Below are 18,646 nucleotides of genomic sequence, written 5' to 3'. Positions count from 1 at the left end.
TGCATCTCACTACTAGTACCCGCATTCTTCACATATACATTACATCAGAGCAGCTATGGGAGGAAGGATACATGTATGAAAAAGAAGATTGAGAACACGATTAATAAAATGGTGAGTGATCTTCAGCAGAAACAGAATGCAGATGGAAGCTGGTCCTTCTGCTTTGAAAATAGCGTGATGACCGATGCGTATATGATCATCCTTCTGCGTTCCCTTGAGATGGATGATGAAGAGCTCGTGGAACGGCTGGTGAACCGACTTTGGAAAGTACAATCCAGGGAAGGGACATGGAAGCTTTTTGATGATGAGAACGAAGGAAATCTGTCTTCAACGGTTGAGGCATACTTTGCCCTCTTATTTAGTGGATTGGTGAAGAAGGAGGACAAGAGACTGGAGAAAGCCCAGCGTTTCATAGAGAAAAAGGGTGGTTTTCAAGGGGCACACTCGATTACGAAATTCATGCTTGCCATTCATGGACAATATGATTGGAGGCATTTGCTTCCGGTTCCCATCGAGTTTTTAATGATTCCAAAGCAATTCCCATTGAACTTCTGGGATTTCAGCAGCTATGCACGAGCTCATTTGGTACCACTATTGCTATTAAAAGATCAGCGATTCTCTTTAAAGACAACCAGCACTCCTCATATAAAACATCTGTCCCGTGCATCCCATGAAGTACGCTACAACGACCGTGAGTTGAAAATATTCTCGAAAATCAACGAGGGACTACAGTCCCTTATCAGCATCCCATCCCAGCTCCATCAACAGTCACAACAATTTGCCCAACAGTATATGCTGCAAAGAATAGAATCCGACGGGACGTATCTTAGTTATTTCAGCACAACGTTTTATATGATTTATGCCCTGCTGGCTTTGGGATACAAAAAGAGTGACCCTATAATCGTAAAGGCAATGAGTGGACTAAAAGAGATGACCTGCGAAACGAAGAAAGGCGTTCATATTCAAAATTCTCCCTCAACCGTGTGGGACACAGCCTTGATCAGCTATGCCCTTCAGGAAGCAGGAGTGGATGCACGAGAACACTCCATTGAGAAATCGGTGGAATACCTTCTTAAGAAACAACATTTCCGCTATGGAGATTGGGCGATGGAGAGCGGTGTGAAGCCTGGGGGCTGGGGCTTTTCAAAGAGCAACAGTATACACCCTGACGTGGACGATACGACGGCTGCACTCAGGGCCATTACCTATTCAGCCGCTGAGAAACCACTTGTGCGGCAATCGTGGGACCGGGGGCTCGAATGGACACTTGGCATGCAAAACCGTGATGGAGGCTGGCCGGCTTTTGAAAAAAACAAGACGAAAGGTATCCTTACTTCATTTCCTATGGACGGGGCAGAGGCAGCGGCGATCGATCCATCTACCCCTGATCTAACAGGAAGAGCACTGGAGTTTCTAGGAAACCGGGCAGGGTTGACCAAGGACCATCCTCAGGTCAAAAGAGGGGTACAATGGCAGAAGCTGATGCAAAAGGACGATGGATCGTGGTACGGGCGCTGGGGTGTCTGCTATATCTATGGAACATGGGCGGCCATCACGGGAATGAAAGCAACGGGAGTACCCTCTTCAGATAAACATATCCAAAGAGCAAAAACATGGCTGGAAAGCATTCAACACAAAGACGGGGGCTGGGGAGAGTCCTGTTACAGTGATCAGGAAAAGACATACGTGCCTCTTTCCTTCAGTACCCCCTCACAAACCGCATGGGCACTTGATTCTCTCATCTGTATCGAAGACAAACCCACTCCCGCCATTGACCTCGGCATCATGGCCCTGCTTGAATTCATGAACGGAGAGGCAGATGCCCCCTCCCAAATGTACCCAACAGGAGTAGGCCTGCCAGGAAACTTTTATATCCATTACCATAGCTATCAATGGATATGGCCATTGATTACGCTGAGCAGGTACAAAGAAAAGTATAGCTGAGGGACGGACCTCTTGAGGTCCGTCCCTCCATACGATAGAATAAAAGTAAGAATTTTCTGTAAAAAGGGTGGTTGTATGGTAAATGTGGATTCGTTTCCCTATCCCTTTAAGGGGGAGGTGTATCGCTATTCGAATAATTCGGTTCCTTTGGATGAACCGAGTAGTGTCGAGGTTACATCCTCTTATCAAAAACAAATCAAACTTAAACGGGAACTGCTTATGCATCATCCCGAGCGGTGCTTTCAGTCCCAGCGGCATACCTTGAAAGCTCAATGGGAAATAACAGAGCTGGTCATTCTACATCTCACTACGTACTATCCTCAACACTTTTCCCTTGAAAAAAATGAGGGGAAATGGACGTTCCATAATCACATTCTAAATGAACAAACAACTTTTTCACTCGGGGATGAGACCATTTTATCCTTGGAGCCACTCGATTTTATCGGTCGACATGTACAAGAGGACCTGATTTTCATGATGAAGCGTGACGGGGATTTATATTTGGATGCGGGACAGCTTTGTTTTCCTGCTAATTGGTCCCTTGCGTTTAATACAGGAATGAGTTTTAAGGAGATCCATAAACCGATTCCAGGTTTTAAAGAAGAAGGCTTGGATCAACGGATTCTGACGTTTTTAATGCGTATGGAAGCAGGAGATCCATGGGTCAGGAGGAATTGGTCGTTAATGGCGGGAAATCGCTTGGATACTTCACTTGAAACCTTTGATCAGTGGGGAAAGAACAGAAGGCAGGTTACAGGGGAAAATGCGGGTGAATTCGTTCATTTGCGGGTAGAGGTACAGAAACTGTTCCGTTTACCGGGCTCGAATGGATTACTGTTCACGATTCATACCTACCTCCTCTCACTGGAAAAGTTCACTCGAAACCCGGAATGGACTGAAGAGTTTTATCAGATCCTGCAGGAGCTTCCTTCACATATCTCTGATTACAAAGGGATTTCCTTATTTAAAGATGTGGTTATCGAGTACTTGAACAAGAAACGGGTGATGAAATGAAGACCGGGACGCAGCCAGCGTTCGTCACGGGCAAACGAAAGTATTTATTTTGTGGTGATAATAAGGGATTGGAACGACTGACTCCCATCATTAAAAATGTGATGAAGGAGAATGTCTCCTTTGAAGTGGTGTATCTTGGTGAAAAGGAAGAAACAGATATCACACTATGGTTGCGAAATCAGAAGATGGGCACTTTTCTTTACATAGCAATGGAGTGGAGTATGTTGGAAGACTTCAAGCATCTGGCTCTGGAATGTGGTTTTTCTGAAGAGGAAGCGCAGTTTATTGGTCACGGTGTCAGAATGATCGATGTGTTCTGTTGCAAATGCCATCAGAAAACAAAGATTAAAGGCGAGGATTTTGGTAGACTACTGATGACCTGTTCCCATTGTCACTTAAAATTGTCTGTATCCGATCACTATTCTCTATTACGGGGGTCATACCTCGGTTCCCCTATCTTGGAAACGGGGAGTGATGGAAAGTGAATATATATAATACGCTCCCCGTCCAAGTCAGTTCCATTCATCAGGAAACCCCTCATGTGAAGAGGTTTACGCTTGTCCATGAAAATTACGAAGCCCTTCCTTATTTTAGCGGAGGTTCCCATATCACTACCTATGTTGAACTGGATGGACAAACCATTGCCAGATCGTATTCCTTAACGAATCCACCTGGTCAAACGGCCGCCTATCAAATCGCCATCCGTTTAAATGAATCGTCACATGGAGGGTCTTTTTACTGGCATGAACGGATGAAAGTGGGGGACACCTTACGAGTGGGATTTCCACAAAACCATTTCCCACTGAGTTTTAAAGCGAAACATCATGTATTCTATGCAGCTGGAATCGGCATTACCCCCTTCATGTCCATGATGGCGGAACTTATGGAAGAGGGACGGACCTTTGAACTCCATTATGCGGTGAAATCGAGAGAGACTTGCCCTTTTTACTCTTTTCTATCGGAAACCTATCCTGAACAGACACACTTTTATATTTCAAAAGAAAAGAGATTAACGGATGCAAGTCTTTGGCACCAGAAAGTGGGTACCCACGTTTACTTCTGTGGTCCACCTTCATTTATCGAAGAATATACAAGAAGTGCCCTGGAAATAGGATTTCCTTCGTCAAGTATTCATTATGAACGATTCACCCCTCCACAATCAATAACACGGAGAAGGTTTGTAGTGGAATTAACGAGTGGTCAAACCGTTTCTGTTTCGGAAGAAGAAACTTTGTTAGAGGCACTTCTCGAGTCAGGGATCAAGGCTCCCTATTCCTGCCGGGCTGGCCGGTGCGGAACGTGTGAATTAAAAGTGTTAGAGGGAAAAGTCGATCATGCTGATTCCTTTCTGAATGAGGAAGAACGGAATGACCACCGCTCGATTCTGTCTTGTGTATCCCGTGCCCAGTCTGGGAAGTTACGAATTCAACTGTGACAGTGGCATACAGGTTGTTTTTCTTATTGAGTAGATAATATCCAGATACAGCATAATGTAGACCGGTGCTTAAGAAATGGAGGGCTCACCATCACCAATCTTAATACATTATTTCGCAAAAGAATACATTATCCAACCCAAGCGAAAATAACCTTTCAACAATTAGATACCATTTTAGAAGAAACAGCTAAAAGCATCCCATTCGAAAATCTATGTGTTATCGAAAATAGATTCAACGATCTTACCAAAGAGAATCTAATGAATAAAATGCTCGTGAAGAACGAAGGTGGTCTATGTTATGAACTCAATTCATTATTTTATTTATTTTTAATCGAAAATCATTTCGATGCGGTTCTTGCTCGTGGAGTTGTTTACAATCAAGATAAAGAGCAGTACCAGACGATAGGAAGAACCCATGTAGTCATTTTAGTCTCTCATGAAGATACAACATATGTGGTTGATACGGGTTTTGGAGGAAATCTCCCGTTAAAACCAGTACCATTATCTGGAGAAGCGGTTGTCTCTTCAAATGGGGAGTTTAGAGTTAAAGAGCTCGACAGCGCACATGGAGATTATATCTTTGAAATGAAATTAAAGCATAAGCATTCGGAATGGAGAACAGGATATGCTTTCGATTCAGGTGATCACATAAAGGATGTCACTCAATTGAATGACATTCAAACGATTATTGCTAAACATTCAGATTCCCCTTTTAACAAGCATCCATTGCTGACAAGAAGGACTGATGACGGGAATGTAACGTTAACCGCTACGTCCTTTACACATTGGAAGGATGGAGAGCTGACAAAAGAGGAAATCGATCATGAGGGCTATAAAAAATTTCTTAACATCTGGTTTAAGTAATAAGCATAAAAAAAGACTCAGAAAAAAATCTGAGTCAATATTTTTACTTCCCGAGTATTTCCATGACGCCTTTATATATTAGGAAAAGAGAGAATATGAGAATTGCTAATATGCCAATGACGTCCGTTACCGGGGCAATGCTCGCTAGAAATGTCCCTGCTAAAGGAGCTTTCAACAATGCAAACCCGGATAAAATACTCGCTACTAACAAAAGAATAAAACGATCCATTCTGTCATACCTCCTCTCAGGGGTAGTATATGTCGGAGGGAAGGGGAAGTTGAACCCAAGATTCGCGAAGTTGCCTAATGGGCAAATTGACTATTTACACAGGCATAATGGAGACGATCTGTTGAATCCTTACGTAAACTATAGAGTCACCAGCTTTTAGGGAAATATGATCTGGTTGAACTTCAATCAAGTCACCTCGAATCGTGTCATTCGTTGTCTCCACAATGAGCATTTTCCCCATAACCGATTGCAGTCTACTGACGACGAATGGATCAATCAACGTGGTATACGAAGTGTTTACATTCATGCCCTGGTTACGATCATAAGGCTGATAATATCTATACATGAAGCACTCTCCTTCAAGATGAAGTTATTAAGGTATCCATTCATTTGTATGTAGGATGGGTGGTTTATAGTATTATTCAAAGCAGAAAGGAATGAACCCTGATGAAATGAGGGTTCATTCCTTTAAATTCTGGCATGATCTTTAGTTCAATCCTAATTCCTCTAAAATCGAATCCAACGTTTTTCCGTCGGCTGATTCAACTGGAGCAGGGGCATCCTTAACATGCTCATTCTGTAACAGATAGTTCTCTTGAACAAACTTCATGTCGTTCGCATCCACCACTTCATCGAAATTGATGTCGGCAGCACGATCATTTGTATTCCAGGCATCCTGAATGGCGATGGCATCATGGATGTCGATGACATTATCCTGGTTGACGTCTCCACCAACGGGTTTCATATTGCTCACTCTATGATATTTTCCGTAGAGTTTTTCATTGTACTCATAGCCGATTTGCTCATTATTCTTCTTGGTTAAGAAGTGACCAGGAAGTGTTACCGTTATCTCATAAGGGTCTTTGTTTAATGGAAGTTTCTCAATGGAGTACTCCCCATTATCCGTGATAGAAGATGGAATAAAGACGTCCCCGGTTGAGTTTTTGAATTCTACGTTTGCCCCTGCTTTTGTCCAATCCTTCTTGGCATTGTAGCCATTTCCGCTATCGAATCCTTCAGGGCTAATGAATCCCTTTATTGAATTAAAGTCAGGATTTACAGTGAATCCAGCACCAGCATGCAATAGGTTCATTGTTTCATTGTTAGAATTTGTAATGGTTACTGTTGGATCCAGAACGTCTTGTTTAGTGAACACTTCATCTTGAAGCTTTACTTGCACATCAACAATTGTACTATGATCAAATGATTGAACAGGTTCGTTGAACGTTACTTTGATTTGATTTCCTTCAAGTGTCAAGGACGCTTTATCTGAAAATTTCCCGGATAGTTTGGCGTCGATCACTTCAGGATTTTTTCCGTAGTAATCTTCAAATGTCCAGGTGGCTTCCTTAGCATCCTCAACATTATCAAGTACCAAAGCTGCCTTTACGGTTTCACCTGTTACAACGGTATCGACATCGGTTTGCAGGTAGGCATTCGGTGTACCTTCTTTAATGAAGAAATAGTTCTTCTCAGGAGTGTTGTTTCCTGCCATATCATACCCCTTCATTCTAAAGTTAAGAGCTTCCACGTTCTCATTCATCGCAATTTCTTCTACAAACTTACCGTTTTCATCCATATAAAGCGGGGAAGATGGGAACGGTGAATTCCAATAATAAATCATAAAGTTTTTGGATTGATCTGCGTCGACTCCTGCTGCTTGCATATCTTCAATAAGTGGATCTGTAATTTCAATCTCAAATGGATACGTTTCCTGACCTGGTTGATATTCAAGGAACGGGGAATCACCATCCAGGGAACTCTTGAATGTAGGACCCTCAATATCGATATAGAAATGCTCTGTTTTTGTTTTTACTTTGCCTTTTGGATCTGTCATCGCATATTTGATTTTATAGTGTCCAGGTTTGGCGATGGTCATTTCTTCTGAAACCGGATTCTTCTGATCACCTGTAAATGCGTAATAGCTTCCTTGGAATACTCTTAATAAATAGTTGTTATCGATCAGGGCATTCTCCAGATCAAGTGTACCGATCAGCCCCAAATCTTCCCCTGTTTCCCCATCCTGTAGGATAATGTCCATACTTTTCATCGGTGAACTCAGATTGAATTCAGCCATTGCCCATGGGTAGCGGAAAGGATCATATCCATGTGTATAATGAGAAGGGGAAAAGGCAGGTGATAATAATTCAAGTGTATTAAAGCCTTCTTCCGTCCTCTTCACACTAAATGGCACTCGATAACTTTCTGATGGATCATGACTGTTTGTAACTACCAGATACCCTTCATATATCCCCTTCGCAGCGGTTTTCGGCATCGTAAGGAATAGGTTTGAGGTCTTTTTCTTACCTCCATTTACCTTGATGGACTTATCAGTCGTTACTTGAACTCCATTTTCTTTAAGGCTAAGGGTTCCTTCCTGTACATTTTCTTCAAATGTTATGTCAAAGGTTTTCTTTTCATCGCTATTGTTGGTGATTTCAAAGCTTTTTTGAACGCGGAGGTGAGCGCCTTCAGCCACTACCTGATTACCAAAGCTCAATCCCCCAGTTGGATTATCGATTGCAATCAGTTCTTCGCCGCTAGGTAGCAACGTTTCATCTTTTATTTGGATCTTTGTCTGACTGTGAAGGGCCTGATATGGATCCACTCTTCCTGCACCAACCTCAAATACGCTGTAATCACCCTTCAAAGGATCAGATGAGTTCATGAGAATGGTTTTAATATCAGCAGGCTCGAGATCCGGATTTTCTCCTAAAAGTAAAGCTGCAACTCCCGCTGTGAAAGGAGAAGCCATTGAGGTCCCTGATAATCTTGAGTAAGCATACTGATAGTCATCGGTGTTTTCAGGATCGATCATAAAAGAAGGGAAAGTCGATAGAACGCTGACACCGGGAGCTACCACTTCAGGTTTCATATCCAAGCTCTTGTTGACGGGACCTCTTGAACTGAAATCGGCTAACTGGTCGCCATCTGTAAAGCTTTCTTCTAAATTCGTAAACGTGAAGCTTGATGTGCCACTGGCGATCGCTGCTTTTAATTCTTCACCGGCAGCCATTGTCATCGAGAAGGCCGGGATATAGTGGGTTGATTCACCAAGATTATATCCTACATGCCCTTCAGCATTGTTATACATGATCACGGCTTTGGCACCATGTTCCTTAGCAAATTTCACTTTGTCATTCAGTGCGAAATTTCCTCGCTGAACAAAGGCAATCTTTCCTTCAACATTTTTATTCTCATAGTCTTCTTCATACCCAAGACCAACATCTACTAATTCCAGTGATTGATCTTCGAGACTAGTGAAGGTGTGAGAGAATCCTCTAGCCATACTCACAATGCCGGTTGACCAGCCGTTTGTCGTTTGACCGGTAAAAGTGGTTTGGGAAACAGGGACATCACTCGCCCCGACTGTCAAAGCCAGAGCAGCTGTTCCAGGAGAACCAAGGGTAAAGTCATTTGGTCCTGAATTCCCTGCTGAAACAACGGCCGTCACACCATTTAATACGGCATAGTTAAGGGCGGTACTTGTAGGATAATAAGGATCATTGACACCTGCTCCCAATGATAGGTTGATGACATCCATACCATCTTGAACCGATTTCTCAATTCCTGCAAGGACGTCTTCAGTATAACCACTCCCGTAAGGACCAAGGACACGATATACATATAGGTCTGCATCCGGAGCAACACCTTCTACAGATACTTCACTATCATTTTCGTTTTGTCCTACGATGGTTCCGGATACATGAGTACCATGAGAAGTATAATAGGAACTTCCCGTATAACTGAACTCCGGTTCACTCGTACTCTCCCAATCTTCATACGTTGCTTCCATTGGATCCGCATCATCGTCAACAAAATCATATCCGCCTTTGTAGGCATCTTTTAAGTCAGGATGGTTATAATCAACGCCTGTGTCAATAACGCCAATTTTTATGCCGTCTCCTGTTATTCCTTCCTTATGTAATTCATCCACTTTTAAATAAGGAATGCTTTCAACAGATGTTGTGATTTCACGGTCAACATCATTTGGAAGGTCTTGTTGAACCGGATCGACTGTATAGGTCTGGTTTTTAAATACAGCTTTGACTGCTTCTGAGTTAAGCAGCAGTTCGACTTGGTTGGCTGGAAGGGTCATCGCCACACCGTTATATGCTTCTTTATAGGTTTGGGTGATTTTCGGCTCTATCTTTTTCCCTCTTCCAAGACTAGGTGATAGATGTTTCGCAACATCTTCTTTAAAAATCTTATGTTCTTTCTCCACCTTGGCTCTGGCGTCTTTTTTCTTTACTGTTTTTCCTTTTACTGCAGCCTCTAGTACAGCTACATGCCCAGGCTTGGATTGGAATTGGACGATAACCGAAATCTCTTCACTGGATGTCAATTCATTCGGTTGAAATCCTTGGAGACCCTCTGTGTTATTTAACGCAAGTTGATGCAGGGCTAGTCTCTGCTTTTCAGTCAAAGAAGATAAGATCGTTTCTGCTTTCCAATCCGCAGCGGTAGCTGTTGGAGAGGAGTAGCTCGATACAGGGGATAAGAGTAATCCAGTGGATAATGCAATGACAGCTGATTTCTTTGCTATGGAAGATCCATTCATCATTTCTACCTCTTTTCTGTAGTGGTTAGTGAGATAATTCTAAAGATTATTACAATTTTCATTGTAAATTCAATTTGGTCATGTTTGTATGGGGGTTTATTTAGGGACTATCTAACTACTGATTGGAGTTGAACGATTATTTATCTTCTGATTTTGAGAAGGGTGGTGGGAGGAAAGTTGTGAAAAAATGACGTTGGGTTGGGGTTGTAATTTGAACCAAACAACTAGAGTGACTTTACAATCAATGCGAAATCGGCCAAAAAAAAATGACAAAAGGAAAACTCCTTTTATCATTTGTAGCGGTATTACTCTAATTCATAATAACTGATTTCTTTTGACATCTTATCGGAAGCAAGTCTGAATCCTTTCTCTGTTTGCCCGGTTTTCACATAATATAAAAATAGTTGTCTTTCATAATGCTGATACATCAACTGGCTCCCCGTTTTTTCGAAGTGGGGGAGAGCTGTATGTTCAATATACTCATATAGTTCTTTTTCATCCTCATTTATGGTAAGTAAGTAAATCTCAAAGAATACATAGCTTGGATCCTGATGCTGAGTGGCCATATTCAATCCTTTTGTCGATAAGTGATTGAGTTCACGGGAAGATAGTAGACTCCCTTTCATGCAAGCAAGTATATATCCACTGAGCGTAACTAAATAATGTGATGCCGGCGTTTCGTCGTTGATAAGATTTAATGCTTCTTCATAGGATGCCTTTGATTCAGAATATCGTTTTCTCCTAAAATATTCGAATCCAAGATTATTATGTATCTTATGCGCCCGATCGTTTGAATTGACTGATTCACAGACTCTGAGGAGCTTATCATACTGTTGTTCTGTTTCTTCCATATCAAAGGGTTCCTTGGCATTCAATTGGATTAAAATTAAGGTTTCTGAATCGATGACCCTAAGGATATTCAATGTTTTCTGGAAAAATTGCAAAGCTTTTTGCCCATAATAATAGGCAAAGGTGTTTGAATGAATGGAATGATATGCTAATGCCAAATGAAAATAATATTCGGAGTTGGGATATTCATCGTCAATCTGTTTCAATACACTTATGCAAGTATTAAATTGTCTTGTTGAATGATAGTAGATCCCTTTGACATGAAGCAATAAATTTTGTTCGAAAGGGGATAGAGAATAGTTTTTATTTTCGAACATGCCCAGGATTTCCTTGGCTTTTCCATGCTTGTTCAAAAATAAATAATATCTTGCCAGGAAAAGGTTGTATTGAATGATGAAGTCAGATAAAAACCTTAAAGGTTCCTTTTCAATTTCCCCTTTAAGTTGATGGATGTCATTGGTTCGAATCATAATAATCGCATCGTTCCATTCTGATAGTTTTGCTTGTAAGGAATGATAGCGGGAACATTCAACATCCATATTGATTCCAAGCTTCCTGGCAAGTAAATCAGTAATTTCACTTGAATACTCCGTGATGCCTCTTTCGATTTTACTAAGATGTGTGGTGGAACAGATACCCTGAGCAAGCTGTTCCTGTGTCAATCCTGAATCTTCTCGATGAAATTTAATTAATTTACCTTCAATCATAGTACACCCCGAGTGAACAGTTTATTTATCATTATAGGGAAATATCTTTGTTTGTTCTATAGATGGGGGACAAGACGGAGGTCTGAAGGCAAAAACATCCAAATCCAATGGAATCTGCGTTTCTAAACTGATTTTCTCTCTTGTTCATCCAAATCAGTCTGCACTTCTTTCACCAATTGAGGAGAATCTTGTATGATCTTCCCGATATAAATGAAACCAGCCACGGTAATCCCGGTCATGATCCAGCTGAAGGCTTGGCGGAGAATGATCCCTTTATCGAATGCTTCAACCCCGTACTCCAGGATAAGCCATGCATTAACAATTGCCAGAATCCCGCTTCTTAAGGCAAAACACAGGGTGATTATTTGAAAGATTCGAAAGAGAGGCTTTTTGTAGTAGAGTCGCTTACTAAAGGTCCGGTCGTATCCTTGAAGCTCTGCGAAGTCAAGTCCAAAGAAAAGGGAAATCGGTTTTCTGAACAACATGGTGATGAAGAAAAAAAGACTTAAAGCAGCGGCATAGTATACATTATTCCATAGGAGTTGGATGGAGGAACCAGCCAGTACGTCAATCAGAGTACCGACAATCAATGTGACTAAAATGAACAAGCCAAACGTATTTACTTTCTTCATTTCGATAAATCGATAAACCGTATAGATGATTCCTGGAACAGAGGAAAGGAGCATGGCATAGTAATCTCCAATGTAATCCCTCATTATGTTCCATACGAAAAGAGGTAGTGCTACATAAATCAACAAGTCCAATAAGACAAAATTTCTTTTCAACTTTATCCCTCTTCCTTTTTTTTACTGTTACTATTCATACGGACAAAAAGGGGAAGAAGTTTCACAATATGAATAATCTTTCCAAATGCGTACCAATTCTCATTTGAAAGTTAGAAGATAATTTCTTTTAAAACACTCAGAGCTTAGAAAACTCTGAGCATTATTGTTATATGAGTTAGTCAGTGACTCAGATATTGTTTATAAAATAAGCGCGCGATTCTTTCTATGCTCTTTCCGCAACGGAGCCGTTTTGAATAGTCTCGTTTCTTCTTCCGTTTGAGGAATGACCTTTGGTACCGGCTTCGGTTTTCCATCTTCATCAACGGCGACCATAGTCAGGAATGATTCCGTTGTAAGGGTTTTGACACTCGTTACGAGATTCGTAGAGTACACCTTTACATACACTTCCATTGATGTCCTGCCTGTAGAAGTGACGTATGCCTCAAGGCTTAGAGCATCGCCGACGGTGGCGGATGATAAGAAGTCGACGGAGTCAATCGAGGCCGTGACGACGACTGAACTGGAATGTTTCATGGCGGATAGGGCCGCAATCTCATCAATATAGGATAAAACCTTTCCACCAAAGATGGTCTGCATATGATTGGTGTCAGGCGGCAATACCAATTTTGTTTGGATGGTTCGTGAACGTTCGACTGAATAGGCTTGTTCCATTTTCTCATCTCCCTTGTTGTATTATGAAACAAAAAAGCATCTTCTTTTGAAAAGAAGATGCGGCTATTCCTGGTAAACGTTCTGAGGACTGTGATTCCTCTTGTGACGTCTCATTAGCGCAACACCCTCCTATCTCCCGTAGGAACTCTGTGTTCTTCTCAATTGGCAGGTCTCCTGGCTCAGCGTCAGCGATTTCGTATTCCTTCCCATTTCAGTTCGAAACAGTGGATCCATACGAATTCTCAGCTTTACAGTGGCGGGACCGCGTTGGACTTTCACCAACTTCCCTTTTAAGAAAATGAACTAAAGGTCATCTTCACCAATGAGCAATGGTTAAATTGTGAACGCTTATATTTTATCATAACCCTTAGTGAGTGAGGAGAAGGATTATGGTAAAATTTATAAACAAGTGCTCTTCAAAAAGGTAGTGAGGTCTGAAAAATGCAACAAGACAAAATACAAAGAAATCAAATCGATAAAGTAGTAGAGTATATCGATCAACATCTAAGCGAAGATTTATCCTTAGAACAGTTAGCCAAAGTATCAACCTATTCCCCTTATCACTTTCAGCGGGTGTTTAAAGGGTTGATCGGTGAAACACCGGCAGGTTATGTGAAAAGAATGCGCTTGGAAAATGCAGCACATATGCTCATTTACGAGCCACAGCTTCCTATCACACAAATTGCGTTCATATGTGGTTTTTCATCGTTATCCTATTTCACCTATTCTTTTCATGCTTACTTTAAAGCGAGCCCCAAAAGCTGGAGGGGAGGTGCCTACTTAGATCGCTTTCCACGTGAATATTTAAATAGCAAGAAATCTAAACCTTTCAGCACAAAAGTGAAAGAATTCCATCAGGAAGAATCCTATAATGAGTTTAAATGGCTGGATTTATCAAAAGTGAAGATTGCTTATTTTCCAGAGTGTTCAACCGTCAATCGATATCATATGGGCTCCTATATCGAAGGCATTCCAGAAACCTGGCAGGACCTATATCGTTGGGGAAATGCAAGAAGTTTATTTGAGGAGAGTCCTTTAATATTCGGTATACCAAAGAGCAATCCTTATATTACCCCTCCTGAAAAAAGCAGGTATGAATGCCGCATGGCAATCAAGGGTCTGGACTACGTAATAGATGACGAAGAAGTATTTTGTTTTCGTGGTGGAAAGCATGTGGTGTATGAATTCGACGAACCTGTAGACTATCAGGAAAGAGGCAGATTAATCGAGTGCTATTCAGAGCTATATAGTTATTGGCTGCCCCAAAGTGGATACAGGTATCTGGGGAACCCGGTAGAACTAGTAGTGATTGACAAGGTGGCGGGAACTCTCGAAATTGGTTGCAAGATTAAAGCGATCGCTTTAGCCATTGAACCGAATTAATGGAGGAATAGGAATGGTATTAGATCTGAATTTGCCCGCACTTTTAGCTGGCGCAGTGTTGTATATGGTATACGGTGGAATTTATTATTCGATTCTACTAGGGAAGAAAGACCAAGGGGGAACGGGCCCTATTAAGTACATAGTTGCAGTATTGGTAGCAGTTGTCAGCTCGTTCCTGGTAGGATTTCTCGTTCAAAAGACCGGAGCAGGTGGAATAGCTGGAGGAGCTTTGGTTGGTGGAAGCATTGGACTGCTTATTACTTTCGTTTATTTGAAAAATACTTTATTTGGACTACTGTCAAAACGTATGTTTTTTATCGCAATAGGAGATCATCTTGTTATCTTTACCGGACTCGGGGCAGTACATGGACTGTTCTTATAGCTTGAATGCTTGAACCATTTACAGGTTCAGGCTTTTTTATATAAAATAGGGAATTCGCCCAATTTATTGAAACTTTTCGTAATCTTTTCCGTAGATAGTATTGTAGCTAGCACTTTTATTTTAAATTAAATCAGATTTCATGCTGGTTTAAACAAAATGTCGAGAGGGGTTGTCAGAATGCTAGGATCATTAAGTATTATCGGATTTTTCATGTTCCTTATTCCTGTTCTGGTTATCGCAGCGATTGCAGGAATTGCCTATTATTTCTGGATGAGATTTCGTTATCGGACAGCGAGATCGAACCAGGCACTGATCATTACCGGACCTAAACTGGGGGATCCTGAGAAGGAAACGAATATTTTCACCGACCAGGAAGGGCGTTCAATGAAAATCATCAGAGGTGGGGGGTACAGATTAAGACGTTTCCAAACATCCACACCTGTTAATCTTACATCCTTCCAATTAAAGCTATCGACACCGAGAGTATACACAAATGGCGGAGTACCGATCGTTGCAGACGCAGTGGCAATGGTGAAGGTGGCCGATACATTAAACGGGATTGCGAACTATGCCGAGCAGTTCCTTGGTAAGGATCAAAAAGAAATTGAAGATGAAATCATCGAGGTACTGGGAAGTAATCTTCGTGCGATACTTTCAAAAATGACTGTTGAAGACATTAACAGCAACCGTGAAAAATTTAACGCAGACGTATCAGAAATTGCCCAGAAGCAGCTGGATCTCATGGGCTTCAAAATTACGTCACTCGGGTTAACTGACATAAGAGATGCAGACGAAGAAAATGGATACTTAAAAAATCTTGGTCGTCCACGTATCGCCGAGGTTCGCAAGCAAGCTGAAATTGCAGAAGCAAACACCGAGCGTGAAACCCGTATTCACCGGGCCCAAACCGATCAGGAAGCGAAAGAGGAAGAATATAAGCGTCAAATTACCATTGCCCAATCGAAAAAAGAGAAGGACATCAAAGACGCTGCCTTCAAAGAAGAGACAGAGCGGGCAAGAGCAAAGTCCGAGCAGTCCTATGAGTTGGAAAAAGCCAAACTTACCAAGGAAGTGAAAGAAGAAGAGTTAACCCTTCAATTCCTTGAGCGTGAACGTGCCGTTAAGCTTGAAGCAGAAGAATCAAAAGTTCGTAAAACGAAAGCAGATGCCGAATACTACGAAACCACCCGTAAAGCGGAAGCCGAAGCGCGCAAGGCTGAAATTGACGGGGAAGCGAAAGCCAAGATCCGTAGAGAAGAAGGTTCTGCCGAAGCCGATGTTATCAGAGAACGTGGTAAGGCGGAAGCTGAATCCCGTAAGCTGCTGGCAGAAGCAATGGAGAAACATGGCGATGTCATCATTACCGAGAAATTAATTGAAATGCTGCCCGTTTTCGCAGAGAAAATTGCCCAGCCTCTTAACAATATTGACTCTGTTAAGATCATTGATTCCGGTAATGGCCAGGGAGTTCCTTCCTTTGGGAAAAGCATCACCAGAACGATGCTTGACATGCAGGAACCGTTAAGGGAAATGACTGGCATCGATGTAGGTGAACTACTGAAGTCATATGCAAACAGAAGCCAGGAGAGACCTTATCAACCTGCGATTTCGGAGTCAGCAGACAAGGAAGTTGCTGTTACGACTGAAGAAAAAGAGTTACAAGAAGAAAGTAAATAATGAGAAAAGAGATGTCTCAACAATGGAGACATCTCTTTTCTTTTGTAGTCTAATCGATTCCAATAAAGGAGTGCCAGAAACGGAATGCTCTATCTGAACCTGGCACCTATTGAATGAATGTACCTGGTACATAGTGTTAGTGTTGTTTGGGGTTCAGCTGCTGAATATCATGGAAAAATCAGCAGCTGAATATAGGAAGATTATTAACAGTTGAAATCAACGGGGAATTTGCCTGTTAAAATTCTTGAAAAGTTCAACAGTCAAATATCCGAAGAAATTAAGCAGTCAAATAAACTGCAATATTCAACCGCCAAACAACCCCCTCAACCCTCTACCCCAACCTCAATATGCCTCGAACCCTTAACATCAAACAGTCCTAAATCTGTCAGCTTCAACTCAGGGATCACAGGCAAAGTGAGAAAAGAGAGAGTCAGAAATGGATTAAAGTCCCCAGAGAATCCTAACTGTACAAACGCATTTTTCAACTCGTGGAGCTCTGATACCACTTCTTCAAATCCCTGATCGGACATCAACCCTGCAATCGGTAATGGAAGAGAAGCGATGATATTTCCGTCGCTCACCATCACCAGGCCGCCATTCATATCGTTAAGCGCACCGATGGCATGGAGGATATCACGATCATTTGTACCAGTTGCGACAATATTATGGGAATCATGAGCAATGGTGGTAGCGATGGCTCCCTTTTTCAATCCGAATCCTTTCACAATGCCCAAGCCAATATTCCCTGTCCCGTTATGTCTTTCAACGACAGCCATTTTAAGTTGATCTTGTTGAATAGAAGGGATAAAGAATTCATTTTCTACTTGAACCCTTTCAATCTGTTTATTGGTTCTAAGGTGGTTAGGGATGATTTCGATAATATGTGCTTCTTCTGTAACGCCCATTTTAATTTGGAGATGTTTTTCAGTTAGTTCCGGAATATGAACAGTTGAAGTGAGAGATGGTTTTGGCGCCTGTTTTACGATTGAGTCGCCGACAAACTGACCATGTGCAGCTACCTGTTTCCCTTCTTTCTACACCTCTGATATAGAGAGCGTTTTAATATCATCCAGGAAGACAAAATCCGCATCGTATCCAGGTGCAATTGCGCCTTTAGTGTGTAACCCATAACATTCAGCAGCATTCAAAGAGGCGATGCTAATCGCCAATAGAGGGTCGAGCCCTTCTTTGATTGCTAAGCGGATATTGTGATCGATGCTGCCTTCCTCGATTAAGTCATCCAAGTGCTTATCATCTGTACAGAATAGACAGCGACGGGCATTTCTTTCGTTAACAACTCCAATAAGTGATTTTAAATCTTTGGCCACGGATCCTTCACGAATGAGAAGGTACATCCCCCGGCGAATTCGTTCCAATGCTTCAGGGACTGTGGTGCATTCATGGTCGGTTCGAATACCTGCGGATTTATAAACATTGATCGCATTCGTATCAAGCCCTGCTAAATGTCCGTCTATATTGTGACTATACTGTGAAGTGACTGTGATTTTATCAACAATGGAATCATCGCCTTTTTGGAGGGAAGGGTAGTCCATTACCTCTGCGAGTCCAAGGACACGCTCATGCTTATAGAAAGGTTCCAGCTCTTTTGCTGTAAGCGTTGCTCCTGCATTTTCAAATGGAGTTGCCGGCACGCAGGATGGAAGCATGGTAAACACATCTAATGGAATGTCCCCTGCATCATCGAGCATGAATCCAATTCCTTCTTCTCCGGCTACATTCCCGATTTCATGAGGGTCTGTAATAACGGTCGTGACCCCATGAGGAAGGACGACTTTTGCAAATTCGGATGGTGTGACCATGGAGGATTCAATATGGACATGGGCATCGATAAAGGACGGACTGATATACCTCCCCTTGGCGTCGATTACCTGTTTCCCTTCAAATTCCCCAATTCCAACGAACATTCCATCAATAATTGCGACATCTCCATCCATGATGTCGAGATTAAACACATCTATTATTTTCCCATTTTTTATAACGATGTCTGCGAGGCTTTCTTTATTCGCAGTTGCAATCCTTTTTATCAATATATCTTTATTTGTACCCATGAGATCCTCTCCTTATCTAAATAAAAACCCCGGGATTCACCCGGGGTTTGACATAGAGAGAGAAGAGAAGGGACT

Annotated in this window: 14 protein-coding genes, 1 pseudogene and 1 riboswitch; of the genes and pseudogenes, 8 read left to right on the top strand and 7 right to left on the bottom strand. The window is 41.9% G+C overall.

Annotated features, from left to right (window positions below; translation table 11 throughout):
- Positions 1–75 precede the first annotated feature (75 nt).
- From shc to ACXAF2_RS13750, 5 genes are all read left to right on the top strand, one after another.
- Positions 76–1,944, top strand: a complete 1,869-nt coding sequence (gene shc, locus ACXAF2_RS13770; RefSeq protein ID WP_475139431.1) for a squalene--hopene cyclase — start codon at positions 76–78, stop codon at positions 1,942–1,944.
- 75 nt (positions 1,945–2,019) lie between these two features.
- Positions 2,020–2,958 (top strand): heme-dependent oxidative N-demethylase family protein, encoded by a 939-nt coding sequence (locus tag ACXAF2_RS13765; RefSeq protein WP_475139428.1) that lies wholly within the window; start codon positions 2,020–2,022, stop codon positions 2,956–2,958.
- Positions 2,955–3,443: a hypothetical protein gene (locus tag ACXAF2_RS13760; protein WP_475139427.1), complete on the top strand. Its 489-nt coding sequence runs from the start codon at positions 2,955–2,957 to the stop codon at positions 3,441–3,443. The genes ACXAF2_RS13765 and ACXAF2_RS13760 overlap by 4 nt, the downstream gene beginning before the upstream one ends.
- Entirely contained in the window at positions 3,440–4,393 is a 954-nt protein-coding gene (locus ACXAF2_RS13755; RefSeq protein ID WP_475139425.1) for a PDR/VanB family oxidoreductase, read from the top strand. Before ACXAF2_RS13760 ends, ACXAF2_RS13755 begins: the two co-directional genes overlap by 4 nt.
- Positions 4,394–4,483: 90 nt before the next feature.
- The gene (locus tag ACXAF2_RS13750; protein ID WP_475140397.1) at positions 4,484–5,257 is read left to right on the top strand and encodes an arylamine N-acetyltransferase family protein; all 774 of its coding nucleotides are present in this window, start codon (positions 4,484–4,486) and stop codon (positions 5,255–5,257) included.
- Positions 5,258–5,300: 43 nt separating this feature from the next.
- On the opposite strand, the gene ACXAF2_RS13745 is transcribed toward ACXAF2_RS13750, so the two are convergent.
- From ACXAF2_RS13745 to ACXAF2_RS13720, 6 genes are all read right to left on the bottom strand, one after another.
- Positions 5,301–5,486: a hypothetical protein gene (locus ACXAF2_RS13745; RefSeq protein ID WP_315635638.1), complete on the bottom strand. Its 186-nt coding sequence runs from the start codon at positions 5,484–5,486 to the stop codon at positions 5,301–5,303.
- 94 nt (positions 5,487–5,580) lie between these two features.
- A complete protein-coding gene (locus ACXAF2_RS13740) occupies positions 5,581–5,832 on the bottom strand; it encodes a DUF2642 domain-containing protein (RefSeq protein WP_475139423.1) in 252 nt (83 codons plus the stop codon).
- Between the two features lie 141 nt (positions 5,833–5,973).
- Complete coding sequence (locus ACXAF2_RS13735) at positions 5,974–10,050, bottom strand: S8 family serine peptidase (RefSeq protein WP_475139421.1); 4,077 nt, start codon at positions 10,048–10,050, stop codon at positions 5,974–5,976.
- Between the two features lie 302 nt (positions 10,051–10,352).
- Positions 10,353–11,603, bottom strand: coding sequence for a helix-turn-helix domain-containing protein (locus ACXAF2_RS13730; RefSeq protein WP_475139419.1), 1,251 nt, complete (start codon positions 11,601–11,603; stop codon positions 10,353–10,355).
- A gap of 122 nt (positions 11,604–11,725) precedes the next feature.
- On the bottom strand, positions 11,726–12,388 hold the full coding sequence (locus ACXAF2_RS13725; protein ID WP_475139417.1) for a VC0807 family protein: 663 nt from the start codon (positions 12,386–12,388) through the stop codon (positions 11,726–11,728).
- A 198-nt stretch (positions 12,389–12,586) separates the two neighbouring features.
- Positions 12,587–13,060, bottom strand: a complete 474-nt coding sequence (locus tag ACXAF2_RS13720) for an acyl-CoA thioesterase (RefSeq protein WP_148994368.1) — start codon at positions 13,058–13,060, stop codon at positions 12,587–12,589.
- 147 nt (positions 13,061–13,207) lie between these two features.
- Positions 13,208–13,399: riboswitch (cobalamin riboswitch) on the bottom strand.
- A gap of 102 nt (positions 13,400–13,501) precedes the next feature.
- Between ACXAF2_RS13720 and ACXAF2_RS13715 the strand changes: the two genes are divergently transcribed.
- The 3 genes from ACXAF2_RS13715 to ACXAF2_RS13705 all read left to right on the top strand — a co-directional run bounded on the left by ACXAF2_RS13715 (position 13,502) and on the right by ACXAF2_RS13705 (position 16,502).
- The gene (locus tag ACXAF2_RS13715) at positions 13,502–14,443 is read left to right on the top strand and encodes an AraC family transcriptional regulator (RefSeq protein ID WP_475139415.1); all 942 of its coding nucleotides are present in this window, start codon (positions 13,502–13,504) and stop codon (positions 14,441–14,443) included.
- A gap of 13 nt (positions 14,444–14,456) precedes the next feature.
- Complete coding sequence (locus ACXAF2_RS13710) at positions 14,457–14,825, top strand: DUF1761 family protein (protein ID WP_475139413.1); 369 nt, start codon at positions 14,457–14,459, stop codon at positions 14,823–14,825.
- A 177-nt stretch (positions 14,826–15,002) separates the two neighbouring features.
- Positions 15,003–16,502: a flotillin family protein gene (locus ACXAF2_RS13705; protein ID WP_148994365.1), complete on the top strand. Its 1,500-nt coding sequence runs from the start codon at positions 15,003–15,005 to the stop codon at positions 16,500–16,502.
- Between the two features lie 323 nt (positions 16,503–16,825).
- On the opposite strand, the pseudogene ade reads toward ACXAF2_RS13705, so the two are convergent.
- Positions 16,826–18,571 (bottom strand): annotated as a pseudogene (ade, locus tag ACXAF2_RS13700) (adenine deaminase).
- Positions 18,572–18,646: the final 75 nt, after the last annotated feature.

It is taken from the genome of Rossellomorea sp. ABR4_004, assembly GCF_056159585.1.
This window is presented reverse-complemented; position numbering and strand designations above follow the sequence as displayed.